Origin of the sequence: Burkholderia arboris (assembly GCF_902499125.1) — a bacterium.
In the GTDB taxonomy this organism is placed as follows: domain Bacteria; phylum Pseudomonadota; class Gammaproteobacteria; order Burkholderiales; family Burkholderiaceae; genus Burkholderia; species Burkholderia arboris.
In genome coordinates this window covers 25,182-50,069 of the sequence record NZ_CABVPX010000036.1, presented here as the reverse complement: position 1 = coordinate 50,069, position 24,888 = coordinate 25,182, and the positions used below count along the sequence as shown (strand labels likewise).

Below are 24,888 nucleotides of genomic sequence, written 5' to 3'. Positions count from 1 at the left end.
TTCGACCCGATTGCGCACCGGCGGCTGCCGGCCCGTCAAAGAATGCCTTTCTTGCGCGTCGACAGCGCGGTTTCCGACAGGTCGATCTCGCGGATCAGCTTCGTCAGCGTCTCGTCGGAAATCTTGCTGTCGCTGCGCAGCCGGTACAGCGCCGAGCGTTCCGCGCGCACGGCCGCGATCCGCATCTGCAGTTCCATCGTCTCGGCCTGCTTCGCTTCCGCGCGCGGCGTGGGGCCGTCCTCGGCCAGCGCGGAGAGCCGGCGGCGATACTGGTCCATCACGCGTGCGGAGATGTCCGCGCAGCGTGCGGCGCCCGATTCGTCGAGATCGGCCGAGATCGCATCGTGCGACGAGTCGATCGCGCGGATCGCGGCCTGCGCGGCGGCCGAGCGCGCGGAGCGCTCCTCGTCGCCGAGCGGGTTGCGCGCCGAGCGCACGCCGCGCAGCAGCAGCGGCAGCCCGATCACCGCGACGATCAGCGAGCCGAGGATCACGGCCGACGCGACGAAGATCGCGGTGTCGCGCCCCGGCAGCGGCGCGCCGTCCGACAATGCGACGGGGATCGACAGCACGCCGGCGAGCGTGACCGCACCGCGCACGCCGCCGACCGTCATCACCGCGATCGTGCGCACGCCGGCCATCGTGCCCGCGAGGCCCTGGCGCGCGGCGCGGCGGCTCGCGAACCAGCGCAGCAGCCACACCCACGTGAAGCGGATCGCATACAGCGCGAGCATCATCGCGCACACGTTGAAGATCATCCGGCCGACCAGCGCGTCGCTCGTATGGTGCGCATCGACGAGCGCGCGGCCGATGATGTGCGGCAACTGCAGCCCGAGCATGATGAACACCATGCCGTTGAACACGAACTCGATCATCGCCCACGTGCTTTCGGCCCGCACGCGCGACGCGACCGTGCTTTTGCGCGAGAAGCTCGTGTAATTCATCATCATCCCGGCCGACACGGCCGCGAGCACGCCCGACAGGTCGAGGTGCTCGGCGAACAGGTAGGCCGCGAACGGCACGAGCAGCGTCATCACGATGCCGGGGGCCGGATCGCCTTCCTGCTCGGCGTTCAGGAAGCGCGTGGACAGCGCGCTGAACACCCACGACACGATCGCGCCCGTCGCGAGCCCGCCGGCGGCGACGATCACGAACGTGACTGACGCGGCGCGCAGCGAGAACACGCCCGTCAGCGCGGCCGCGATCGCGAACTTCAGCGCGACGAGGCCCGACGCGTCGTTCATCAGCGCCTCGCCTTCGAGGATGTGCATCAGTTGCGGCGGGATCCGGCCTTTGCCGGCGATGCCGGACAGCGCGACCGCGTCGGTCGGCGACAGCACGGCCGCGAGCGCGAACGCGATCGGCAGCGGCAACTCGGGAATCAGCCAATGCGCGAAGTAACCCACTGCGAGTACCGTCATGAACACGAGCCCGAATGCGAGCATCAGGATCGCGCGGCGCTGCAGGTACAGCTCGCGTTTCGGAATCCGCCAGCCGTCCGCGAACAGCAGCGGCGGAATGAACAGCAGCATGAAGATTTCGGGGTCGAACGTGACGTGCAGGTTCAGCTTCGGCCATGCGAGCATCGCGCCGAACGCGATCTGCATCAGCGGCAGCGGCAGTTGCAACGGCAGAATGCGCGTGACGGCGCCGGACAGCGCGACGGTCAGCAGCAGGATCAGGACTGTGAAGACGATTTCCATCGATACGGCGAATACGGGGAATGAAACGATCGTACGGAGTGTAGCGTGCTGACGTGACGGCTGCGCTCGAGTGACCGGTGCGTGCGCACGAAAGTGGTGCATCCGGCGCGCGCCACGATGGTGCGAAGACCCCGTGCAGCCGCATGGCGTACGGGTTGTCAGGACCTTGCACGGAGCTTGCTTGAAGGTGGGCAGCCGTCCGGCATCGACCGGGCAACCGAGGGTCCAACCATGACATTGAACGCGCCGCCCGTTTCGGCGGGCGGCGCGTTCGAAGGCAATACCAGGAGGAAGGCATGACGATCGTTCAACAGGAGCGTCCGGCCGCCGCGTCGCCGTACCGGTTCGAGCGGGAGATGAGCTCCGGCTTCGAACGTCTGGCCACGCAGCACCGCGACCTGACGCTGACGACCGTGTTCCAGCCGATATTCAGCCTGTCGCACCAGCGTGCGGTCGGCTACGAGGCGCTGCTGCGCGCGCACGATGCGCTCGACCGCGCGGTGTCGCCGCTCGACGTGTTCGGCGAAGCCGCGCGGCAGGGCGAACTGCTGCAGCTCGACCGGCTCGCGCAGGCGCTGCATCTCGAGAACTTCGCGCTGCTCGGCGCGGAGCGCGAGTGGCTGTTCCTCAACGTCCATCCGGGTGTGCTGACCGATCCGTTCCAGGCAGCCGCGCTGCTCGCGAACCTGAAGCGGCTCGGCATGCCGCCGCGCCGCATCGTGCTCGAAGTGCTCGAACAGCGCGCGGAAGACGTCGAGCGGCTCGCGGAGGCCGTGCGCGAATTCCGCACGCACGGCTTCCTGATCGCGCTCGACGATTTCGGCGCCGGTCATTCGAACCTCGAACGGATCTGGCAGCTGAACCCGGACATCGTGAAGCTCGACCGGATCATGCTGTCGCACGCGGCGCACCGCACCGGGCTCACCGCGATCCTGCACGGGCTCGTCACGTTGCTGCACGAGGCCGGCAAGCTCGTGCTCGTCGAAGGGATCGAGACCGAGCACGAGGCGCAGATCGCGCTGTCGTGCGAGGCCGATTTCGTGCAGGGCTACTACTTCGGGCGCCCGGCGCCGGGGCTGCCCGACAGCGCGGCCGCGACCGGCTGCATCGGCGAGCTGACCGAGCGCTTTCGTCAGCAGACCGAAGCGCGCGAGCGGCGCGACGCGCAGCGGCTCGCGCCGTACCTGCGCGCGTTCGAGCGGGCGGCCGAGCGTCTCGCGGCCGGCGAGCCGCTCGACGAGGTGTGCTGGAACTTCCTCGCGCTCGACGCGGCCGCGCGCTGCTTCCTGCTCGACGCGCACGGCCGGCAGTCGGGCCGCAACGTCGTGCTGCGCGCCGATCGCGCGCTCGCCGAGGCGCGCTTCTCGCCGCTGGCGGACGCGCAAGGTGCGAACTGGCTGCGCCGGCCGTATTTCCGCTCGGCGATCGCCGAGCCGGGGCGCGTGCAGGTCACGCGGCCGTACCTGTCGATCAACGAGGCGCAGCCGTGCGTGACGCTGTCGGTGGCGGTGCGCGTCGGCGATGCGCAGCGCGTGCTGTGCGGCGACATCGACTGGGTCGACGACGAAGCGGACGCCGGCTAGGGGCGCACGGATCGCATGCGGCGATCGGGGCGCGGCGGCGCGGGGCGGCCGTTGCGTTCGCCGCGGGCTTCCCCGACAATGGCCCGACCGCGGCCGTCGTGACCGCGATCGCGCCGTCCCGGGGGCCAACCATGGCGGCGAATAAAAGGAAAACACAATGAAAAGACCGATTTCGCTGACCATCCTCGCGTGGATCATCATCGTGACCAACGCGATCACGTGCGTCTATACGCCGTTCTCGATCGGCATGCCGACCACCCAGGCGCTGATGTCGCACTACCTGCTGCCCGTGTGGGCGACGTTCGGCATCAGCATGATTATCGAAGCGGCGAACGTCGTCATCGGCATCGCGATCCTCAAGGGCCGCGAATGGTCGCGCATGGCGTATATCGTGACATTCGTGTTCGGGATTGCGTTCTCGTTAATCAACATGCCGGCGTCGATGCTCGCGGTGCTGATTCCCGGCGTCCTGCTGTTCGCGCTGTTCGTCTACCTGCTGTTCCGGCGCCCCGCGACCGCGTATTTCCGCCAGACACCCGCATGAACGCCGTGCGCAACGCGCTGGCGATCGTGCTGTTCGCGATCGCGGGCATGTGCGTGATCGTCGCGCAGATGGTCGCGTTCCTGAAGGTCGGCCAGACGACGGTGATGGTCGTGTTTGCCGCTGGGATGTCCGCGGTTTCGGTTGCGCTTTTGGCTGCGGGCGCGTTTGCCGGCGCGTTCCGGCCGCGTGCGCGCGGTGCCGGCATCGCGCTGCTCGTCGCGACCGCGACCACCGCGCTCGGGATGATCGGCTGGGCGACGCTGCTGCTCGCGCCGGGGATCGTCGACGTGATGCAGCAGCAGGGGGTGCAATTCACCGTGCGGATGTTCCGGTTCGCGCCCGGCACCGTGGTGACCGGCCTGTCCGCGCTCGCTGGCATCTGGCTCGTGCGGCGCGGCTGACGTGCACGGCCGCCGGCACGCTGGCGTCCGTCACGCGGCTCGGCTAGGATGCGCGAATTGTCCAGACGATTCGCGGGCCGCCCATGAACCGAAACGCCGCTTCTTCCGTCCTCCTCGAAGTGATCGCCACGACCGTCGGCGATGCGAAGGCCGCCGCCCGTGCGGGCGCCGACCGCCTCGAGCTCGTGACCGCGATCACCGAAGGCGGGCTGACGCCCAGCGTCGGCCTGATCGAGGCCGTCGTGGCCGCGGTGCCGATTCCCGTCAACGTGATCGTGCGTCCGCACAGCCGGTCGTTCGTCTATGACGCCGACGACCTGCGCGTGATCGAACGCGACGTGCGCGCGGCCGTCGCGGCCGGCGCGAACGGCGTCGTGTTCGGCGCGCTCGACGCGCACGGCGACATCGATCTCGGCGCGCTGGCCCGCATCGCGGCCGCCGCGGACGGCCGGGCACTCACGTTCCACCGGGCGTTCGACGTCGCGCGCGATCTGAACGCCGCGTTCGACGCGCTGCTGCGCGTGCCGGCCGTCACGTCGGTGCTGACGTCGGGCGGCCATCCGTCGGTACTCGATGCCGTCGCGACGATCACGCGGCTCGTGCGGCAGGCGGCCGGTTCGACCTGCACGGTATTGGCCGGCTCGGGGCTCACGATCGATGCGGTCGGCGATTTCGTCCGTGCGACCGGCGTGCGTGCGGTGCATTTCGGCTCGGGCGTGCGGCCGCGCGGCGAGGTGCTCGCGCCCGTCGACGAACAGCGCGTCGAGCGCGTGCGCGCGGCGCTCGACGGCGCGGCGGCGCACGTGTGATGCGCCCGGCGGCGGCCGCAGCCGCTGCCCCGTGCGCTGGCGCCACCACGCACCGGAACATGAAACGCGACAGAGGGCCACATGACCGACGCAACACACGACACGCAGGACGGCGCGGACGATGACGCCGCGCCCGGCTGGGACGCGATCGACGGTGCGCTTGCACGCCTCTATCCGGGCCAGGAGCCGAAGCACTACGGCACGCTGGTCAAGTGGCGGCTCGGCGGCCCCGATCCGCTCGACGGGATCAGCGTGTGGAAGCGCGCGGGGCCCGTGCCGCACTGGCACTTCGTCACGTACGGGCTGAGCGAGCTGTATGCGAAGGAGTCCGACGATCCGGCCGTCAGCGGCTTCGGGTTCGAGCTGACGATGCGCGTCGCGTGCGCGGCGGGCGAAGAGGAGCCGCCGCGCTGGGTGTTCAGCTTCCTGCAGAATCTCGCGCGCTACGTGTTCCAGAGCGGCAACGCGTTCGACGACGGCCACTGGATGACGGCCAACGGCCCGATCGCGCTCGATACCGGCACGGCGCTCTGCTCGATGGGCTTCGCGTTCGATCCGGAACTGCCGTCGATCGACACGCCGCACGGCCGCCTCGCGTTCCTGCAGGTCGTCGGGCTGACGCTCGACGAAGAGCGCGCCGCGAAGCGCTGGCGCACGCGCGCGCTGCTCGACACGCTGCTGCCGCACATGCCGCTCTGGGTGACCGAGCTCGGCCGCGCATCGCTGCTCGAACGCGCGGACGTGCGCGAGCAGGTCGACGCGGGTACGCAGCGCGACGGCTCGGCGAGCGGCTACCTGTTCACCGACGTGCTCGGATGGGACACGCGCAAGCGGCTGCTGCGCGCGCCCGTGATCGAGATTACCGTCGGCGCGCGGCAGGTCGAGGAACTCGTCGCGTTGCTGCCGTTGCGGCTGCCGTTCGACCGCGCGTTCCGCCTGGTCGGTCACGACGGCGCGCTGCGGTTCGTGCACGGCGACGCGAACGCCGTGACCGACGAAGACGGCACGCTGACGCTGCGGCTCACCGACGCGACGGTGCAGGCGCTGGCGCGCACGCTGAAGCCGCGCGCGGGCGAGTATGCGATCGACGGGCTCGACGGCGTGCGCTGGCGCGTCGAGAAGACGGTGATCCGCGACGCGAAGGGCAACCCGGTACAGACGATCGGGTAAGCCGCTGCCGCGCCGTCGCAGGCGCGGCGGCGTTACGTATTCCGCACGAACCAGGCCCGCTTCGCGGTGCCGAGCAGCGCGCGATAGACGACCCACGACACGACGAAGGTCGCCGGTGCCGACAGCGACGCGGCGAACCCGGTCGCCTGGTTCAGCGCGAGCCCCGCGAACGCACCCGCGAACCACGCAGTCAGCCCGCCCGGATTGAACACCGGCACATGCGCGTCGCGGCACTCGACATCGTCGCCGACGAGCTGCCCGTAGCGCGCCGACAGGATGTGCGCGAGCGCGACGCCGACCCACGCGACGACGAAGATGCCCTGGTACGCGAGCGCCTGCAGGATCCGCGAGAAGATGTCGGCCATCATCAGCGCGTAGACGACCGCGCCGACCACGAGCGCCCATACGAACTTCGGCGCGCGCAGCCCGGCGACCTTCTGGAAGAACGCCTGCATGTTGACGGTCGCGAGGTAGTAGTTCGCGGTGTTGATGCGCGACTGCGTGACCCATACGAACAGCAACCCCCACACGCCCATCAGCTTGAGCAGCGCGAGCACGACCGACACTTCCGACAGCGTGCCGAGCCCGGGAATCGTGGCGACGAGATAGATGCCGGCCGCGCCGTTGACGAGGAACGTGACGAGATAGAACGGCATCCCGAAGTTGAAGCGGCCGTGATAGCGGGCGTCCTCCTTGCGGCCGAAGCGCGCGTAGTCGAACGTGAACATCATCAGCACCCACACACCCATGTAGTAGACGAAGCACTGCCACCAGCCGCCGGCCGGTGCGCCGCCCGCCGGCCCGAAATCGAGCCACGCGGCGTGATAGCCGTACTCGGCCGTCGCGAGCCCGACCGCCGCGAGCAGCCCGAACAGGTAGAACGGCAGCAGCACGCCGTTGAACTTGTCGAGCCAGTGCTGCACGCTGCCGAACACGAGCGGCACGCTGTAGCAGACGACGATCAGCGCGGCCCATTGGTAGTCCAGCGCCGGAAACTGGTGATGCGCGGCGACCGCGATCACCGAGCCCTCGAACACCGCGTAGTAGATCGCCGTCGCGAAGAAGATCAGCGTCGCGAGCGCCGCGCCCGCGCTGCCGAACAGCACGCGCGAGAACAGCGCGACCGACAGGCCGGTGCGAATCGCATAGCGGCTGATGATCGAATTGACGACGCCGTACGACACCACCGACAGCGCCATGCCGATCAGCGCGTTGCGCGCGCCGTAGGTGAGCGCGAGCGTCGCGCCGACGACGATGTAGAACACCGCGCTGCAGACGGCCCACCACGCCATCGTCAGCGAAAAGGGCGGCATGCGCGCGTGATCGGGAATGGCGAGCGTCGACAGGTCGAGATCCTCGTCGGTGCGGGCCTGAGCCAGGTTGGCCATGAGCGTGCTCCTCGATGAGCAAAACAGCGGACGACGTCTGGGCCGCGGGTCAGGCGATCCGCAGGGTTGCCCCGACGTCGGGCGGGCAACCGGTCCGGCAGAAACGGCGCGCAAGCGTCCCCGCCGCGCCGCGCGCGGCCGCACGGGCGGGAAACGAAAGCGAAGGATGAAAACGGCGGGCGGCGAACGGCGCCCGGCAGGGTGGCCGGGCGTCCGGCGCTCAGTCCTGCAGCACGGCGCGCAGCAGCGCGAGGCGCCGCTGGTACTCGCGGCGTGCCGCGAGCGCATCGGCCATCGTCACGCGCACGAAGCGCGCGCGATGGTTCGGCTGCATCTGGCCGATCAGGTCCATGTCGGCGCTGATGACCGTGCCGATCGTCGCGTAGCCGCCACCCGACACCGCGTCGCGATGCAGGATGATCGGCTCGAGCCCGGCCGGCACCTGGATCGAGCCGATCGGATAGCACGCGTCGACGATGTTCGACGGATCGGCGCCCGCGCCGAACGGCTGTTCGCGCGGCCGGAACTGCAGCGGGCGCCCGTTCTTGTAGCGGTAGCCGATGCGGTCGGCTTCAGGCGCGACCGTCCATTCGTCGTCGAAGAACGTGTGCGCCGATGCGTCGGTGAGCCGGTAGTGGTACAGGCCCGTCAGCACGCGCAGTTCGACCTGGCTGTCGAGCGGCCGGACGACCGCCGCCGGCAGCTCGCGCCCTTCGCGATGCATGCCGCGCGCGGCGCCGATCGGCAGCCGGTCGCCTTTCTGCAGCCGCCGGCCCGCATGGCCGCCGATCGCGCCGAGCGCATAGGTCGAGCGGCTGCCGAGCACGACCGGCACGTCGATGCCGCCCGCGACGGCCAGGTAGGCCCGCGCACCGCCCTTCACGTAGTTGAACGACAGCACACTGCCCGCGCGGATGCGCAGCGCGATGTTGCAGCACTGCCCGACGCCGTCGATCTTCGGCGTCATCTCGGCGCCCGTGACGGCAACGAGCGCGTCCGCATGGAACATCAGCTCCGGGCCGAGCAGCGTGCATTCGAGCACGGCCGCTTCTTCGGGATTGCCGACCAGCAGGTTCGCCGCACGCGACGCATACTGGTCGAGCGCGCCCGACGGCGGGATGCCGACGTGGTAGTAGCCTTGCCGGCCCGTATCCTGGACCGACGTCGCGAGGCCGGGCTTGATGACCTCGATCAGGTTGTGCGCGTCAGCTGGCATGCAGCACCTCGACGAGAGAACGGTTGACCGCATCGGGATCGCGCAGGAACGCGTCGAGCGAGAATTTCACCGGGCGCACGCGCAGCGAGAACGTGCCGGCCTCGACGGCCGCCACTGCCGCGTCGTATGCGTCGCGATCGATCGGCTGGAACTTCACGATGTCGCCGGGCCGGAAGAACACCATGAAATCGTGCAGGTAGTCGAGCCGTTGCGCGGGATCGAAGATCGGCGCCGGCGTCACGCCGAACATCTGGTAGCCGCCCGCGCCGCGCACCGAATAGATGCAGCCGAAGCAGCCGCCGTGGCCGACCGTCAGCTTCGGCGTGTCGGTGCGCGGCCGCAGGTATTTCGGCACTTCGAGCTGCCGTTCGCGCTCGACCATCTGGTACATGAACGGCAGGCCCGCGACGAAGCCGACCATCGACACGAACCACGGCGAACCCGAGTGCGCGGCGATGAAGTCGTCGACGTCGCGCTTGCCGTTGATCCGCGCCGCGTATTCGAGATCGGTCGACGACGGGTCCTGGTGACGCTCGCGAAACCGCATCAGCGTCTCGTGCGTCCACGGGTCGTTGTAGAGCACCGGCACCTCGACGATGCGCGTGTCGAGTTCGAGCGGCGCGTCGCCGACCTCGGCCTCGATCGCCTTCAGCAGCGCGACGAGCGCGTCGGGCTCGATCACGTCCGGGTCGTAGCGCACCTGGTAGGACGCGTTCGCCGGGCAGATTTCGGTGATGCCCGGCACCGCGCGCCGCTGCAGCTCGCGCGTGATCGCCGTGCCCTTGAAGAAGGCGTCGAGCGACATCGCCTCGCTGATCTCGACGAACACGAACTCGTCGCCGCCGAACGTATAACGGGTCGTCACAGGGCCTCCCCGACGCGCGCGGCGTCCGCGGTTGCGTGCTGCCGGGCGGCGGCCGTCGCGGCCTCGCGCCATTGCGGCATCCATGCTTCGAGAAAATTCGTGTGATAGCGGCCCGCGCGCACGTCGTCGTCCGCGAGCAGCGCGACGTGCAGCGGCGCGGTCGTCTTCAGGCCGCCGACGTGCAGTTCGCCGAGCGCGCGCGACAGGCGCCGCAGCGCGGCCGCGCGGCTCTCGTCGTGCACGATCAGCTTCGCGAGCAGCGAATCGTAGAACGGCGGCACGACGTAGCCCGGATAGAGCAGCGAATCGATGCGCACGCCGGGGCCGGTCGGCCACACCAGTGCGTCGATCCGGCCGGGATTCGGGCGGAAATCCTGCAGCGGATCTTCCGCGTTGATCCGGCATTCGAGCGCCGCGCCGCGCATCGCGATGTCCGGCTGCGCGAACCGCAGCGGCTCGCCGTCGGCGATGCGCAGCGTCTCGCGCACGAGATCGATGCCGGTGATCGCCTCCGTGACCGGATGCTCGACCTGGATGCGCGTGTTCATCTCGATGAAGTAGAACTCGCCGCGCGCGTCGTCGAACAGGTATTCGAGCGTGCCCGCGCTGCGATAGCCGACTTCGCGCGCGAGGCGCGTGGCCGACGTGCACAGCGCGTCGCGCTGCGCCGGCGTGAGCGACGGCGACGGCGCTTCCTCGAGGATCTTCTGGCGGCGCCGCTGCAGCGAGCATTCGCGCTCGAACAGATGGACGACGTCGCGGCCGTCGCCGAGCACCTGCACCTCGATGTGCCGCGCCCGTGCGATGAAGCGCTCGAGATAGACTCCGCCGTCGCCGAACGCAGCCTGCGCTTCGCGCTGCGCGAGCGGCAGTTCGGCGTCGAGCTGCGCGGCGTCGTGCGCGACGCGGATGCCGCGCCCGCCGCCGCCCGCGGCCGCCTTGATCATGATCGGATAGCCGATGCGCGCGGCGACCGCACGGGCCTCGTCGAGCGATTGCACGACGCCGTCGCTGCCGGGCACCGTCGGCACGTTGGCGCGCCGCGCGGTGTCGCGGGCGCGCGCCTTGTCGCCCATCGTCGCAATGACCTGCGAGTCCGGTCCGACGAAGATCAGCCCGGCCGCCTCGACCTGCGCGGCGAACGCGGCATTTTCGGACAGGAAGCCGTAGCCGGGATGGATCGCGTCCGCGCCGCATTGCCGCGCGGCGTCGAGGATCGCGGCGGGATTCAGATAGCTTTTCGCTGCATGCGACGAGCCGATGTGGATCGCCTCGTCGGCCATGCGTGCGGCGAGGCTGTCGCGGTCGGCGTCGCTGACCACGGCGACCGCGCGCATGCCGAGCTCGCGCGCCGCGCGGATCACGCGCACCGCGATCTCGCCGCGATTCGCGACCAGCACGGTCTTGATCCGCGACGGGCGATAGAACGTGTCGGGGGAGGTGGCCGGCTTCATCGCGTCACCCCTCGATCCGCATCAGGACCTGGCCCGCGTCGACCGGTTCGCCGTCCTCGACGAGCAGCTCGACCACGCGGCCGGCCGCTTCGGCTTCGATCTCGGTGAACTGCTTCATCACTTCGACGAGGCCGACCACGGCGCCCGCGGCGACCGTCGCATCGACCGCGACGTAGTAGGCCGCATCGGGCGACGGGCGCCGGTAGAACGTGCCCGGCAACGGGCTGACGATATCGTGCAATGCCATCTGGCGTCTCCTTGAATCGGGTTCAGTGATGGGCGGCGAGCGGTCGCGGGCCCGCGGTCCGGATGCCTTCGCGGACCAGCGCATCGCGCGTGTCGCGGACGAGGTCGAGCGCGCCCGGCGTGTCGCTGTGGATGCAGACCGAATCGAAATCGATGTCGATGTCGTCGCCGTCGACCGTGCGCACCTTGCCGTCGATGCACGCGCGCAACACCTTGTCGGCGACCTGCTGCGGGTCGAGGCGGCCCACGCGGCGCGTGAACACGATCGAGCCGCTGCGGTCGTAGTCGCGGTCGGCGTAGAACTCGCGGATCACCGGCTGTCCGTACTCCCTGGCAACGCGATAGGTGACCGATGCCTCCATGCAGTACAGCCACAGGCCGGGGTCGACGCGCTGCAGCGTCTCGATCAGCAGCCGGGAGAACGCTTCGCTGGTTGCCGCGTGCATGTAGAGCGCACCGTGCGGCTTGACGTGCTGCAGGCTCACGCCGTTGAGCCGCGCGAACTCGCGCAGCGCGCCGAGCTGGTACAGGATGTCGTGGACGAGCGCCTGCGGCGTTTCGGTGATCGTGCGCCGGCCGAAGCCGACCAGATCGCGAAAGCCCGGATGCGCGCCGATCCCGACGCCGGCGTCGCGCGCAAGCTGCACCGTGCGCGCCATGATGTTCGGATCGCCGGCGTGAAAACCGGTGGCGATGTTCGCCGAGCTGATGAGCGGCATGATCTGCTCGTCGACGCCGTCGCCGATCGTCCACGGGCCGAAACCTTCGCCCATGTCGGAATTCAGGTCGACACTGTGCTTCCTCATACGGATCGTTCCTCCAGGTTCTCCGGTGTCGTTTGCGCCGGGGGCGCGGGCCGAAACCGTGTTGAACGCAGGTTAGCCGTGCGGGGTGCGTCAAAATAGTTCTATTTTTGTATGCGACCGTATCGATTTTTTAGATATCGCGCGAAGCGGCCGCGCAGCGCCGCCGCAGGCGGGTGTGCGCAGGGCGGGCGGTCACGGATTGCCGCCGGCGGGGCGGTTGATATGATGTTTGCCGTGTGCCCATCAGTTTTCCACCGGACATGGCCCTGACTCTCAGACAGCTCAAGTACTTCGTCGCGACCGCCGAGCTCGGACAGATCTCGCAGGCCGCGATCCAGCTCACGATCTCGCAGTCGGCCGTGACGAGCGCGATCAAGGAGCTGGAGGACAGCCTCGGCACGCAGCTGTTCCTGCGCACGCCGGCGGGCGTGACGCTCACCGACACCGGGCGGCGCTTTCTCAATCACGCGTACACGATCCTGTCGTCGGTCGACGAGGCGATGCGGATCCCGAACCTCGAAAGCACGCTGACCGGCACGCTCGCGATCGCCGCGAGCTACACGGTGCTTGGCTACTTCCTGCCGCACCACGTGCTGCGGTTGAATACGCTCTATCCGCGCCTGACGATCCACCTGCACGAGCTGAACCGCGAGTCGATCGAGGAAGGGCTGATCGCGGGCCGCTACGACATGGCCGTGCTGCTGACGTCGAACGTGTCGAATCCCGAGCTCGTGCTGGAGCCGGTGATCCATTCGGTGCGCCGGCTGTGGGTCGGCGCGCATCATCCGCTGCTCAGGCGCGAGAGCGTCACGTTCGCGGAGGTCGCGCACGAGCCGTTCGTGATGCTGACGGTCGACGAGGCCGGACAGACGGCGCTGCGCTACTGGAACGAGACGCCGTACCGGCCGAACGTGATCCTGCGCACGTCGTCGGTCGAGGCCGTGCGCAGCATGGTCGCGAACGGCAGCGGCGTCGCGATCCTGTCCGACATGGTGTATCGCCCGTGGTCGCTCGAAGGGCGGCGCATCGAGACGATCGTGCTGCGCGACCCGGTGCCGCCGATGAGCGTCGGCCTCGCGTGGCGCAAGAACATCGAGCTGAGCCCCGCGATGCACGCGGTGCGCGATTACTTCCGGCACACGTTCATGGAGCCGCGCGCGCTGGGCGGCGCGACCTGAGCGCGCGGCGAACGCGCATGAAAAAAGCCGGGACGCATCCCGGCTTTTTTTGTGTATGGCGGACGAATCCGCCATGCGTGGCGCTTACGCGCTGGCCGACATCGCGTCCGCGTCGCTCGAGCGGATGCCGAGGCGCTCGAACAGCGCGCGGTCCTTCTGCGATTGCGGATTGCTGGTCGTCAGCAGCTGGTCGCCGTAGAACATCGAGTTCGCGCCGGCGAGGAAGCACATCGCCTGCAGCCCGTCGTCGAGCTGCTCGCGGCCGGCCGACAGGCGCACGACGGCCTTCGGCATCGTGATGCGCGCGACTGCAATCGTACGCACGAACTCGAACGGGTCGAGCGGCGCGGTGCCTTCGAGCGGCGTGCCTTCGATCGCGACGAGGTTGTTGATCGGCACCGAATCCGGATACGGGTTCAGGTTCGCGAGCTGCGAGATCAGGCCCGCGCGCTCGCGGCGCGATTCGCCCATCCCGATGATGCCGCCGCAGCACACGTTGATGCCGGCGTCGCGCACGCGGTCGAGCGTGTCGAGGCGGTCCTGGTACGTGCGCGTGGAGATCACCTGGCCGTAGAACTCCGGCGACGTGTCGAGGTTGTGGTTGTAGTAGTCGAGGCCCGCGTTCGCGAGTTCCTGTGCCTGTTCGTCCTCGAGCATGCCGAGCGTCATGCAGGTCTCGAGGCCGAGCTCCTTCACGCCGCGCACCATCTCGGTCAGCGCCGGCATGTGGCGCTCCTTCGGGTTGCGCCACGCGGCGCCCATGCAGAAGCGGCTCGCGCCGTTCGCCTTCGCCGCGCGCGCGGCATCGAGCACCGCGTCGACGTCCATCAGCTTCTCGGCCTTCAGGCCCGTGTCGTGATGCGACGACTGCGAGCAGTAGCCGCAGTCTTCCTCGCAGCCGCCCGTCTTGATCGACAGCAGCGTCGACAGCTGCACTGCGTTCGCGTCGAAGTGCTCGCGATGCACCTGCTGCGCGCGGAAGAGCAGGTCGTTGAACGGCAGTGCGAACAGCGCGACGACGTCGGCGACGCGCCAGCGCTGCGAGGCCGGTGCAGCCACGGGAATCGCGTCGGGTTGCACGGCGGCGGTCTGGGCTTGGGTCATTTCGTTTTCCTGTCCTGGGCGGGATTGGGGGATCGGTTGGGTCAATGCTGCGCGGTGCGCAGCGTCTCGACGAGCGCGGCGATGTCGAGCATCGCCGCGGCGGATTCGGGGGCGGCCGGGCTCATGTACGGAATGCGGCCGAGCAGCGGCGCGCCGTGCTCGCGCGCGAGCCAGTCGCGCATCGTTGCGATGTTCTCGTCGGGGAACGACATGGCCGCGTCGACGTGGTTCGCAACCCAGCCTGCGAGCTTGAGGCCGCGTGCGGCAATCGCGTCGGCGGTGAGCAGCGCGTGGTTGATGCAGCCGAGCCGCACGCCGACCACGAGCACGACCGGCACGCCGAGCGCGACGGCAAGATCGGCCATGTCCTGCGTGTCGTTCATCGGCACGCGGAAGCCGCCGGCGCCTTCGACGACGACGATATCCGCGCGCGTGAGCGCTTCGCGATGGCACGCGACGATCGTGTCGATGTCGAGCGTCACGCCTTCCTGCGCGGCGACGATATGCGGCGCGGCCGGTGCTTTCAGCAGGAACGGCGTGCGCAGCTCGGGCGGCAGCACGACGTTCGCGGCGGCATCGAGCTGGTCGGCGTCCTCGTTGCGCCAGATGCCGTCGCGTTCGTACGCGCCGGCCGCGACGGGCTTCAGTGCGGCCGCACGCAGGCCGTGCCGCGCAAACCCGTGCAGCATCGCGGCCGACACGAAGGTCTTGCCGATTTCGGTGTCGGTGCCGGTGACGAAAAGGGAAAGGGGGGCCGTCATGCTGCGTCCTTGCTTGCTGCCAGCAACGCGGCTTCGAGCCGCGCAAGATCGTCGAACGAATGCGCGGCCGACAGCGACACGCGCAGCCGTGACGTGCCGGCGGGTACCGTCGGCGGCCGGATCGCGGGTACCCACAGGCCGTGCGCGTCGAGCGCGCGCATCGCGGTGAGCGTCGCGTCGTTGCTGCCGATCACGAGCGGCTGCACGGCCGTGTGCGAATCGACCGGTCGCCAGCGCGTGTTGCGCAGCAGCGCGCGGGTGCGTTCGATCAGGGCGGCGAGGTGCGTGCGTCGTGCGTCGCCTTCGTCGCCCGCGATCACCTTCAGGCTGGCCGATACCGCATGCGCGACGGCCGGCGGTGCGGCCGTCGTGAAGATGTAGCTGCGCGCGCGCTGGATCAGCCATTCGATCACGGTTTCATGGGCGATCACGAACGCGCCCGCGACGCCGGCCGCCTTGCCGAGCGTGCCGACGTAGACGAGATGCGGCGAACGCAGCGCGGCGGCCGCGAGCGCACCGCGGCCCTGCGGGCCGAGCACGCCGAAGCCGTGCGCATCGTCGACGACGAGCCACGCGCCGTGGCGTTCGGCCAGCGCGACGAGTTCGGCGAGCGGCGCGATATCGCCATCCATGCTGAACACGGTGTCGCTGACGATCAGTTTCGTTTCGGCATCCGATGCGTCGAGCAGTGCGGCGAGCGCCGCCGTATCCGCGTGCGGATAGACCTGCACGTTCGCGCGCGACAGCCGCATGCCGTCGATCAGCGAGGCGTGGTTCAGCGCGTCGGAGAAGAGTGTCGCGCCCTTGCCGGCCAGGGCCGTCATCGCGGCGAGGTTCGCCATGTAGCCGGTGCTGAAGTACAGCGCGCGCGGGGCATCCGAGAAGCCGCCCGCGAAGCCCGCGAGTTCGTCCTCGAGTGTCGCGTGCGCGCGCGAATGGCCTCCGAGCAGGTGCGAGCCGCCGCTACCGGAGCCGTAGCGCCGCGCGCCTTCGGCGAATGCGGCGACGAGCGCCGGATGCGCAGCGAGGCCGAGGTAGTCGTTGCTCGCGAAGCCGATGATCTCGCGGCCGTTCACGGTCATGCGCGCGTCGCACGCGGTGTCGGCGATGCGGCGCACGCGGCGCAGCCCTTGCGCGTCGAGATCGGCGAGGCCGCGTTGCAGGGTGTCGAGCAGGCTCATCGGCCGATTTCCTCCAGGGTCGCGTCGAGCGTGTCGCGCGTGCGCTGCGCGAGCCACGCGATGTCGTCGTCGCTCATCACGTACGGCGGCATCAGGTACACGGTCGTGCCGATCGGGCGCAGCAGCAGCTCGCGCTCCAGCGCGCGTTCGAAGAAGCGCCGCGAGAAGCCGCGTGCCGCGTCGCCGTCGAGCGCGACGTCGAACGCGAACAGCGTGCCGCGTTCGCGCAGGTGGCGCACCTGCGGATGCGCGTCGAGGGAGCCAAGCGCGGCGCGCAGCGTCGCCGATTTGCGCGCGTTGCCCGCGAGCACGTCGTCGCGCGCGAACAGGTCGAGCGTCGCGACCGCCGCGCGGCACGCGAGCGGGTTGCCGGTGTACGAATGCGAGTGCAGGAAGCCGCGGGTCGTGTCGTCGTCGTAGAACGCCGCGAACACGTCGTCGCGCGTGAGCACGAGCGACAGCGGCAGGTAGCCGCCGCTGATGCCTTTCGACAGGCACATGAAATCGGGCCAGACGCCGGCCTGCTCGCAGGCGAAGAAGGTGCCGGTGCGGCCGCAGCCGACCGCGATCTCGTCGGCGATCAGGTGCACGCCGAATTCGTCGCACAGCGCGCGCAGCCCGCGCACGTACGACGGATCATGCATCGCCATGCCGGCCGCGCACTGCACGAGCGGCTCGACGATCAGCGCGGCGATCCGGTCGCCGCGTTCGGCGAACAGGCGCCGCACGTCCGCGAGCGCGCGGCCCGCGACGTCGGCAGCCGTCTCGCCCGGCAGCGCGCCGCGCGCATCGGGCGACGCGACGACGTGCGCATGGCGGATCAGCGGGTCGTACGCATCCTTGAACAGCGCGACGTCGGTCACGCCGAGCGCGCCGATCGTCTCGCCGTGATAGCTGTTCGCGACGCAGACGAATTCCTGCTTGTTCGCGCGGCCGCGGTTGCGCCACGCGTGGAAGCTCATCTTCAGCGCGATCTCGACGGCCGATGCGCCGTCCGACGCGAAGAACGCATGGCCGAGGTTGCGCGCGGTGAGCGCGTGCAGCCGCTCGCCGAGCTCGATCGCGGGCTCGTGCGTGCAGCCGGCGAGCATCGCGTGCTCGAGCGTGTCGAGCTGGTCCTTCAGCGCCGCGTTGATGTCCGGGTTCGCATGGCCGAACAGGTTGACCCACCACGAGCTGATCGCGTCGAAGTAGCGGCGGCCGTCACGGTCGTACAGCCACACGCCCGCGCCGCGCGCGACGGGGACGAGCGGCAGGCGCTCGTGATGCTTCATCTGGGTGCAGGGATGCCAGACCGCGCGCAGGCTGCGCGCGACCCAGTCGTCGGTGGCTGGCGTACTCAAGGCGACTCCGGGGGTAAAACGACCGCGCGGCATCGACGGGATGCCGCGCGGCGGGATACGAAACGCGCTGAGATTAGCGTGTTCCGCGGGACGTTGCACTAGCGGTTACAAACCCTGCAAAGCCTTACTGGGCGGGAGTTCGGCGCAGTTCATGGCGGCTCGGAACGGAACGCGGCGGAAGGGGGGAAATGGCCGCAGATGACGACGTTCGAGTGACACCCCCCGACAGAAAAAAATCGCGGGACGGCACGCGGCACGATTGCAAAAAATCGGGGAGCGAAGGGGGAAACGGGCGAACGGGGCGACGTCGCGCGCACAAGGCGGCGGTCGAATGATCTGCGGAATCGGGGGGGAAATCAGGTGCGAAAACGGGCGCGCCGGAACGGCGTGCGACGGCGCGCGAGGTGCACGCGGACAGGAGAAAACGCAGGAAGGAGCGTCAGCTGAGCGGGCCGGCGGCGGACGGGCCGCCGCGCGTCAGCGCGAGGCCAGCGCGCGCGTGTCGGTGTCGCGCGTGGTGTCGTCGCCGTTGTCGGCCGTCTGCGTCGTGTTCGCGTTCCACACGACACGGTCGTTGACCGCGTACAGCCGGCATGCCCCCGCGCCTTGCTTCGCGCAGTTGTCGAGTGCAAGCGCCATCGGGTCGTCGCCGCCTTCTGCCCACGACCACGCCCCTTCCGACGACACCGCGAACGCGCGGCTCGGATGCTGGTTCAGGAAGCGGCGATAGCCTTCGCGGCCGGCTTCGTCGACGAACGGCACCGCGCCGACCGCATCGATCGACGCATAGCCGGTGGCCTTCGGCTCGTGCGGGTTCGCGACTGCGTAGCGTACCGAGGTCGGCAGGTTCAGTTGCGCGAGGAATGCATTGACGGCCGGCCACCACACGGGCACGCCGTCGCGATCGACGATCAGCCGGTGCGCGTCGTCCTTGTAGCGGCCGAAATCGATGAACTGGGCCTGCGTGCCATGCGACACGTACGCGTCGTGCATCTGCGCGACGAGCGCCGGGGTCCATACCGAATCGTTGTCGCCGTACAGCCACAGCGACCGCACGGCCGTGTGCGCGCCGTACTGGTCGAACGCATCGACGAGGTTGCGCTGCCAGCCGTCGCACAGGTCCTGGCGCAGCCCGCCCGAGAAGTTGATGATGCCGCGCACGCCCGGCGCGGCTTCGGTGCCGTACGCGACCGATACGAGGCCGCCGTGCGACGTGCCGGCGACGACGATGCGCGACGCATCGACGTACGGCTGGTGCGACATGTAGCGCACCGTCGCATCGACGTCGGCGGCCTGCGCGAGGCCGTTCTTGCCGACGTTGCAGCCTTCCTGCTGGTACGTGCCGCTCGAGCCGGCGAAGCCCTGGCGGTTCGGCGCGATCACCGCATAGCCGCGGCGCACGAATTCGCGTGCGAACGCGAGCGGCCGGCTGCGCGGCTGCAGATGGAGATCGCCGGTGTTCTTGCCGTGGTTGAAGACGACGAGCGGGAACGGGCCGGGGCCGTCCGGCTTGAAGAGCGTCGCCTCGAGCGTTACGGCGCCCGAAGCATCGGCCGGGATGCGGAGAATCTGTTCGTTGAGATCGGCCGCGACCTGCGGCAGGTTCGCGTCGCTGTAGTCGAAGCGCTCGGCATGGGCGAGCGATACGCTGGTACCCGTATTGGCGTTCGGCAGCGTACCGGCCTGAGCGGCCGACAGCGCACAGGCCGCCATCCATCCCACCAATACCTTGCTGAACGCCATTCGTAAGCCCTGCCATGCAACATGACCAATTCGAGGTCATCGTAGCCCGACAAAATCGGGTTGTGCAATGCGGGAATTACCCGGCGTCTGACACAGCAACTATTTGTCAGCGTTCGCTTACTTCGCCGTCGACATAGCGCCAGAAACCGTGCTCGTCGCGCTCGAAACGGCTCGTCTCGTGGAGCCGGTAGGCGCGTCCGCCGACCTTGTAGCGCGCCACGAATTCGACCTCCGCGTGGCGTTCGTCGAGCGGCGCATGGCGTTTGACCGCGAGGCCGAGCCAGCGCGGCGCGTCGGGTGCTTCGGGGTCGGTGTCGAGATCGGGCGGGCAGGTGCGCGCCGCCCACGTCGCGCGCAGGTAGTCGGTCGCGCCGAGCACGTATGCGCTGTACCGCGAACGCATCAACTCGAGCGCGGTCGGCGCGGCTTCGCCGCCGTCGATGAAGCGGCCGCAGCAGGCCGCATAGCGCGGCGGCGCCGCTTTACCGGCGGCGGCGGGGGACGCGCCGCCGCACGGGCACGCGTCAGGTCGGGTCAAAATCATGCGAAACGGGAATTAACGACGATCGGTTGTCGGTTCGGCTCACCAGCTCAGCTCGATGCCGTCGTACTGGAAGAAGCGGCCGTTGGCCTGCGACACGTCCGAACCGGATTCGGCGATCACGCGGCGCATGCCGGTCACGCTGGTTTCCGGGTCGATCGCGGCCTGCGCGCCGCCCATGTCGGTGCGCACCCAGCCGGGATGCAGCGAGATGCACGCGGCATGGCGTGTCTGCAGCGACGCGATGCGCAGCGCGTCGTTCAGCGCGGCCTTGCTCGCGCGGTACAGCCAGCCGGTCGTGCCGGTCGCCTCGGCGATGCTGCCCATCCGGCTCGACACGACGGCCAGCACGCCGCGCGCATCTTCGACGAGCGGCAGCAGGATCGGCAGCAGTTGCATCGGTCCACGCACGTTCGTATGCATCACCGCGTCGAAATCCTCGGCGGTGATCGTCTCGACGCCTTCGGTGCGCGGCCCGTACACGCCCGACACGAGCACGGCCGCATCGAGCCGTTCGCCGTCGAGCTTCCAGCCGAGCGCCGCGATCTGCTCGGGCTGCGCGATATCGAGCGCATGCGCCTGCGCACCGAGCGCGCGCAGCGCGTCGAGCGACGCATCGTCGCGCGCGGTGGCGATCACGTTCCAGCCGTCGCGCCGGTATTGCCGGACGAATTCGCGGCCGAGGCCGCGCGATGCGCCGACGATCAATACGGTTTTCATGCCCGTCGCTCCTTTCCGTGGCGCCGCCGCGGCGGCGCCGGTGTCAGATCCGTTCGATGCGTGTCGCGGCCGCGTCGCAGCGGCCGCCAGGCGAATGCCGCGTTACTTCGCGTCGTCGCACGGCTTCAGCGTGGCGGCGACCGCCTGCGCGACGCCTTCGAGCCGCGCGGCGTCCGCCGCGATCATGTCGTTGTCCGGCGCATGCTCGCCGCCGGCGGTGAGCGCGGCCACGCAGCGCTTGTAGGTCTCGTCGAGCGCTTCGAAGTTCGACACGGCCATCCCGAGGTTGCGCATCCGGCCGTCGTGCACGCCGTACACGAGCCCGTGCACGGTGAGCGACTGGCCGCGGGCCCACGCGTCGTTGACGATCGTCGTGCGGCACACGTTGACGACCTGCTCGATCGCGTTCAGCTCGATCAGGCGGCGATAGCGCGCTTCGCCGACCGGCCAGTCGTCGAGCAGGTCCGCATGGCGCTCACGCACGTCCTGCACGTGATGCAGCCAGTTGTCCGCGAGGCCGACGCGCCGGTTGAGCAGCGCCGCGTTCACGCCCGAGCAGCCGTAGTGGCCGACGACCATGATGTGCTTCACGCGCAGGATGTCCACCGCGAACTGGATCACCGACAGGCAGTTCAGGTCGCTGTGCACGACGACGTTCGCGATGTTGCGGTGCACGAATACTTCGCCCGGCGGCAGGCCGATGATCTGGTTTGCGGGCACGCGCGAATCCGAACAGCCGATCCACAGGTATTCCGGCGCCTGCTGGTCGGCGAGGCGCGCGAAGAACTGCGGATCGTCCTCGAGCTTGCGCTTGACCCAGGCTTCGTTGTTGTCGAACAGATGTGAAAGCGGATTGTCTTGGGTATTCATCGGTGTGGCTTCCGTTGGCGGAAATCGGGTCGATATCGGTTCGGTGTCACCGGCGTCAGGCAGCGCGCTGCGCGTTGCCTTCGCCGTCGTTCTGGTCCGACGCGCCGAAGCGCGCAGGGTAGCGCACGCTGAAGCGCAGCGCCGCGTCGTACGGGTAAAAATCGGGCAATTCGCCCTGCATCAGCTTGTCCTTGCTCGCCTGCCACAGCGCGGGATCGAAAAAGTCCGCGTGATGCTTCATGAACACGCTGCGCACGCGCGGGTCGCCGAGCAGGAACGGTCCGTAGGTCTCCGGAAAGATGTCGTGCGGGCCGACGGTATACCACGGTTCGCCGGACAGCTCGTCTTCCTCGTTGCGCGGCGGCGGCACGCGGCGCACGTTGCAGTCGGTCAGGTACTCGATCTCGTCGTAGTCGTAGAACACGACGCGGCCGTGGCGCGTGACGCCGAAGTTCTTGTACAGCATGTCGCCGGGGAAGATGTTCGCCTTCATCAGCTCCTTCACCGCGTTGCCGTATTCCTTCACGCCGTGCTCGACGTCCGCGTCGCTGCCGTTCTGCAGGTACAGGTTCAGCGGCGTCATCCGGCGCTCGATGTACAGGTGCCTGATCACGAGGTTGTCGTCCTCGTATTCGAGCAGCGACGGCACTTCCTTCTCGAGCTCGCGCACGAGCGCGTGGTCGAGCCGCGCGAGCGGCAGCGCGACGCTCGAATATTCGAGCGTGTCGGCCATCCGCCCGAGGCGGTCGTGGCGCTTCACGAGCTGGTACTTCTCCATGATCTGCGCGCGCGTCGTTTCCTTCGGCGGCGGGAAGTGATCCTTGATGATCTTGAACACGTACGGGAACGACGGCAGCGTGAACACGAGCATCACGAGGCCCTTGATCCCGGGCGCGATGATGAAGCGGTCGCTCGAATGCGACAGATGGTGCAGCAGGTCGCGGTAGAACAGGTTCTTGCCCTGCTTCTGCAGGCCGACCGACGTGTAGATCTCGGCCTTCGGCTTGCCCGGCATGATCGTGCACAGGAAGTCGACGTACGCGGACGGCACGCCCATGTCGACGAGGAAGTACGAGTGCGAGAAGCTGAAGATGATCTGCAGCAGGTCGCGGCGCAGCAGCACCGTGTCGAGCGCGAGCACGCCCGGCCGCACGTGGCGGATCGGCACCGCGAACGGCAGCACGCGGTCGGCGTTGATGATGCGGCCGATGATGTACGCGCTCTTGTTGCGGAAGAACAGCGACGACAGCACGTGGATCTGGAAATTCGGCGCTTCGTCGAAGTGGCCGAACTCGTCGTCGATCGCCTGCATCACGCAACCGATGTCGCGCGGGAGATCCTCGAACGCCGGTTCGAGCTGGAAGTTCGTGACGATGCGCTCGAGCGTGGTGGCGAGCCCGTCGGTGCCCGGATAGTACGCGCGGTAGGTGGGCTTCGCGGCCGGCTCGTCGTTCTCCAGGTACTCGGTCGAGATCGCCGGGCGCACGAAGATGAAATCGTTGCTGAAGTACGAGCGGTGCAGGATCTTGCAGCACACCGAATTGAAGAAGGTTTCCGCGCACTCGGGCTGGCGGTGCGACGTGAGCAGGCCGATGTAGTGCAGCTTGATCTGCTGCCACACTTCGTCGTCGATGTTCTCCGCGTCGTATTCGTCTTCCAGCACCTCGACGCATTCCTGCACGCGATCGTCGTACGACGTGATCCGCTCGCGCGCGAGCCGCTGCAGCCCGTGCCAGTCGCCATGCTCGTACAGCGTCTTCGCCTCGACCGCCGCTTCACGGAAGATCCGGTAGTGGCGATCGAAGTATTCGAGCATCGTCTGCGCGACGTCGAAACCGATCTGCGACGACAGCAGTTTGGGGAAGTGATTCATCGCGTGCAGGCTCGTTCGGGAGGGGCTGTAAGCACTCGCCATTTTAGCGCCCAAGTCGGCGTTTCAATGACTTTCGGGGTGACGCGCCAACGGTCGGCAATCGGCGTGTTGTTCGCCGTTGCGTACCGTTCGGTGCATCTTCGCGTAAAGATACGGGTACGGGACCGATTCTGGCACGAACTTTTTTTGACCGCCCGGCGGCGGCCGGGCACGCGTTTCGTGCGACGGCGATAGAATCGACGCAACGCCCGCCGTGCCCGCCGCCGGCGTGCATTCGCACCGATAACGACGAGACACCCCACCGATGAACGCACTGGAACACCAACTCGACTACCCCTTCGCCGACACGCTGCCCGCCGCGGGCGACACGTTCGAGGTTGCGCCCGGCGTGCGCTGGCTGCGCATGCCGCTGCCGTTCTCGCTCGACCACATCAACCTGTGGCTGCTGCGCGACGAGATCGACGGGCAGGCCGGCTGGACGATCGTCGATTGCGGGATCTCGTCGGACGCGATCCGCACGCACTGGGAGCAGATCTTCGACACGCATCTCGACGGCCTGCCGGTGCTGCGCGTGCTCGTCACGCACTGCCACCCCGATCACTTCGGCCTCGCGAACTGGCTGTGCGAAGGCGGCGACCAGGGTCGCTGGAACGTGCGGCTGTGGATGACGCTCGGCGAATACATGTTCGGCTGCCTGATGGCGGCCGGCAACGGCTCGAACGCGGGCGGCGCGGCGGCCGCCGACCACTTCGCGCGCCACGGGCTGACCGATCCGGCCGCGCTCGACAAGCTGCGCAACCGCCGCAACTATTACTCGGATCTCGTGCCGGCCGTGCCGCCGCGCTACCGGCGCCTGCGCGAAGGCGACGCGGTGACGATCGGCGCGCGCACCTGGCGCGTCGTCACCGGCTTCGGCCATTCGCCTGAACATTGCGCGCTGCACAGCGACGCGGACGGTGTGCTGATTTCCGGCGACATGGTGCTGCCGCGCATCTCGACGAACGTGTCCGTGTTCGACCTCGAGCCGGAAGGGAACCCGCTCGCGCTGTACCTGCAGTCGCTCGGCCGCTACGAGACGATGGCGCCCGACACGCTCGTGCTGCCGTCGCACGGCAAACCGTTCCGCGGCGTGCGCACGCGCATCGCGCAACTGCGCGAACACCACGACGCGCGGCTCGCGGAAGTGCGCGTCGCGTGCGCGGAGAAGCCGATGAGCGCAGCCGACATCGTGCCGATCATGTTCCGCCGCCGCGAGCTCGACATCCACCAGATGACGTTCGCGCTCGGCGAGGCGCTCGCGCACCTGAACCTGCTGTGGCTCGCGGGCGAACTCGTGCGCGAGCAGGGCGACGACGGCATGCTGCGGTTCCGCACCGCCGGCTGAGCGCG

23 protein-coding genes are annotated in these 24,888 nt (G+C 68.8%); 7 read left to right on the top strand and 16 right to left on the bottom strand.

The features are described from left to right. Nucleotides 1–35: 35 nt before the first annotated feature. The gene (locus tag BLA15945_RS31620; RefSeq protein ID WP_059233043.1) at nt 36–1,703 is read right to left on the bottom strand and encodes a Na+/H+ antiporter; all 1,668 of its coding nucleotides are present in this window, start codon (nt 1,701–1,703) and stop codon (nt 36–38) included. Nucleotides 1,704–1,999: 296 nt separating this feature from the next. On the opposite strand from BLA15945_RS31620, the gene BLA15945_RS31615 reads away from it, so the two are divergent. The 5 genes from BLA15945_RS31615 (at nt 2,000) to BLA15945_RS31595 (ending at nt 6,210) form a co-directional block, all read left to right on the top strand. Beyond that, entirely contained in the window at nt 2,000–3,286 is a 1,287-nt protein-coding gene (locus tag BLA15945_RS31615) for a sensor domain-containing phosphodiesterase (RefSeq protein WP_059233044.1), read from the top strand. 157 nt (nt 3,287–3,443) lie between these two features. Next, nucleotides 3,444–3,830, top strand: coding sequence for a hypothetical protein (locus tag BLA15945_RS31610; RefSeq protein ID WP_059233045.1), 387 nt, complete (start codon nt 3,444–3,446; stop codon nt 3,828–3,830). Beyond that, a complete protein-coding gene (locus tag BLA15945_RS31605; protein WP_174994230.1) occupies nt 3,827–4,231 on the top strand; it encodes a hypothetical protein in 405 nt (134 codons plus the stop codon). The genes BLA15945_RS31610 and BLA15945_RS31605 overlap by 4 nt, the downstream gene beginning before the upstream one ends. 83 nt (nt 4,232–4,314) lie before the next feature. Beyond that, a complete protein-coding gene (locus BLA15945_RS31600; protein WP_059233047.1) occupies nt 4,315–5,040 on the top strand; it encodes a copper homeostasis protein CutC in 726 nt (241 codons plus the stop codon). 81 nt (nt 5,041–5,121) lie between these two features. Next, the gene (locus tag BLA15945_RS31595) at nt 5,122–6,210 is read left to right on the top strand and encodes a suppressor of fused domain protein (RefSeq protein ID WP_174994229.1); all 1,089 of its coding nucleotides are present in this window, start codon (nt 5,122–5,124) and stop codon (nt 6,208–6,210) included. 32 nt (nt 6,211–6,242) lie between these two features. Here BLA15945_RS31595 and BLA15945_RS31590 read toward each other — a convergent pair whose 3' ends face one another. The 6 genes from BLA15945_RS31590 to BLA15945_RS31565 all read right to left on the bottom strand — a co-directional run bounded on the left by BLA15945_RS31590 (nt 6,243) and on the right by BLA15945_RS31565 (nt 12,185). Beyond that, on the bottom strand, nt 6,243–7,598 hold the full coding sequence (locus tag BLA15945_RS31590) for a purine-cytosine permease family protein (RefSeq protein ID WP_174994228.1): 1,356 nt from the start codon (nt 7,596–7,598) through the stop codon (nt 6,243–6,245). 220 nt (nt 7,599–7,818) lie between these two features. Further along, a complete protein-coding gene (locus tag BLA15945_RS31585; protein WP_059233050.1) occupies nt 7,819–8,814 on the bottom strand; it encodes a 5-oxoprolinase subunit C family protein in 996 nt (331 codons plus the stop codon). Next, nucleotides 8,804–9,679 carry a 5-oxoprolinase subunit B family protein gene (locus BLA15945_RS31580; RefSeq protein WP_059236589.1) on the bottom strand — a complete coding sequence of 292 codons (876 nt, stop codon included), beginning with the start codon at nt 9,677–9,679 and terminating at the stop codon, nt 8,804–8,806. The genes BLA15945_RS31585 and BLA15945_RS31580 overlap by 11 nt, the downstream gene beginning before the upstream one ends. After that, nucleotides 9,676–11,133: an acetyl-CoA carboxylase biotin carboxylase subunit gene (locus BLA15945_RS31575; protein WP_174994227.1), complete on the bottom strand. Its 1,458-nt coding sequence runs from the start codon at nt 11,131–11,133 to the stop codon at nt 9,676–9,678. The genes BLA15945_RS31580 and BLA15945_RS31575 overlap by 4 nt, the downstream gene beginning before the upstream one ends. A gap of 4 nt (nt 11,134–11,137) precedes the next feature. Beyond that, the gene (locus BLA15945_RS31570) at nt 11,138–11,380 is read right to left on the bottom strand and encodes an acetyl-CoA carboxylase (RefSeq protein ID WP_059233052.1); all 243 of its coding nucleotides are present in this window, start codon (nt 11,378–11,380) and stop codon (nt 11,138–11,140) included. A 22-nt stretch (nt 11,381–11,402) separates the two neighbouring features. Further along, the gene (locus BLA15945_RS31565; RefSeq protein WP_059233053.1) at nt 11,403–12,185 is read right to left on the bottom strand and encodes a 5-oxoprolinase subunit PxpA; all 783 of its coding nucleotides are present in this window, start codon (nt 12,183–12,185) and stop codon (nt 11,403–11,405) included. 260 nt (nt 12,186–12,445) lie between these two features. Between BLA15945_RS31565 and BLA15945_RS31560 the strand changes: the two genes are divergently transcribed. Next, on the top strand, nt 12,446–13,363 hold the full coding sequence (locus BLA15945_RS31560) for a LysR family transcriptional regulator (RefSeq protein ID WP_059233054.1): 918 nt from the start codon (nt 12,446–12,448) through the stop codon (nt 13,361–13,363). 84 nt (nt 13,364–13,447) lie between these two features. On the opposite strand, the gene bioB is transcribed toward BLA15945_RS31560, so the two are convergent. The 9 genes from bioB to aceK form a co-directional block, all read right to left on the bottom strand. Further along, nucleotides 13,448–14,467 carry a biotin synthase BioB gene (gene bioB / locus BLA15945_RS31555; protein ID WP_059233055.1) on the bottom strand — a complete coding sequence of 340 codons (1,020 nt, stop codon included), beginning with the start codon at nt 14,465–14,467 and terminating at the stop codon, nt 13,448–13,450. A gap of 41 nt (nt 14,468–14,508) precedes the next feature. Next, nucleotides 14,509–15,228, bottom strand: a complete 720-nt coding sequence (gene bioD, locus BLA15945_RS31550) for a dethiobiotin synthase (RefSeq protein ID WP_174994226.1) — start codon at nt 15,226–15,228, stop codon at nt 14,509–14,511. Further along, nucleotides 15,225–16,409 (bottom strand): 8-amino-7-oxononanoate synthase, encoded by a 1,185-nt coding sequence (bioF, locus tag BLA15945_RS31545; RefSeq protein WP_174994225.1) that lies wholly within the window; start codon nt 16,407–16,409, stop codon nt 15,225–15,227. The genes bioD and bioF overlap by 4 nt, the downstream gene beginning before the upstream one ends. Beyond that, on the bottom strand, nt 16,406–17,752 hold the full coding sequence (gene bioA, locus BLA15945_RS31540; RefSeq protein ID WP_174994224.1) for an adenosylmethionine--8-amino-7-oxononanoate transaminase: 1,347 nt from the start codon (nt 17,750–17,752) through the stop codon (nt 16,406–16,408). The genes bioF and bioA overlap by 4 nt, the downstream gene beginning before the upstream one ends. 477 nt (nt 17,753–18,229) lie before the next feature. Continuing rightward, nucleotides 18,230–19,495, bottom strand: coding sequence for a dienelactone hydrolase family protein (locus BLA15945_RS31535; RefSeq protein ID WP_174994223.1), 1,266 nt, complete (start codon nt 19,493–19,495; stop codon nt 18,230–18,232). Between the two features lie 106 nt (nt 19,496–19,601). Beyond that, nucleotides 19,602–20,039: a YchJ family protein gene (locus BLA15945_RS31530; protein WP_059233060.1), complete on the bottom strand. Its 438-nt coding sequence runs from the start codon at nt 20,037–20,039 to the stop codon at nt 19,602–19,604. Between the two features lie 39 nt (nt 20,040–20,078). After that, nucleotides 20,079–20,756, bottom strand: coding sequence for an SDR family oxidoreductase (locus BLA15945_RS31525; protein WP_174994222.1), 678 nt, complete (start codon nt 20,754–20,756; stop codon nt 20,079–20,081). Nucleotides 20,757–20,858: 102 nt separating this feature from the next. Continuing rightward, complete coding sequence (gene can / locus BLA15945_RS31520; protein ID WP_059233062.1) at nt 20,859–21,626, bottom strand: carbonate dehydratase; 768 nt, start codon at nt 21,624–21,626, stop codon at nt 20,859–20,861. 55 nt (nt 21,627–21,681) lie between these two features. After that, complete coding sequence (gene aceK, locus BLA15945_RS31515) at nt 21,682–23,499, bottom strand: bifunctional isocitrate dehydrogenase kinase/phosphatase (RefSeq protein ID WP_174994221.1); 1,818 nt, start codon at nt 23,497–23,499, stop codon at nt 21,682–21,684. 304 nt (nt 23,500–23,803) lie between these two features. Here aceK and BLA15945_RS31510 point away from each other — a divergent pair, with 304 nt between their 5' ends. Then, the gene (locus tag BLA15945_RS31510; RefSeq protein WP_174994220.1) at nt 23,804–24,883 is read left to right on the top strand and encodes an MBL fold metallo-hydrolase; all 1,080 of its coding nucleotides are present in this window, start codon (nt 23,804–23,806) and stop codon (nt 24,881–24,883) included. The last annotated feature ends 5 nt before the right edge of the window (nt 24,884–24,888 follow it).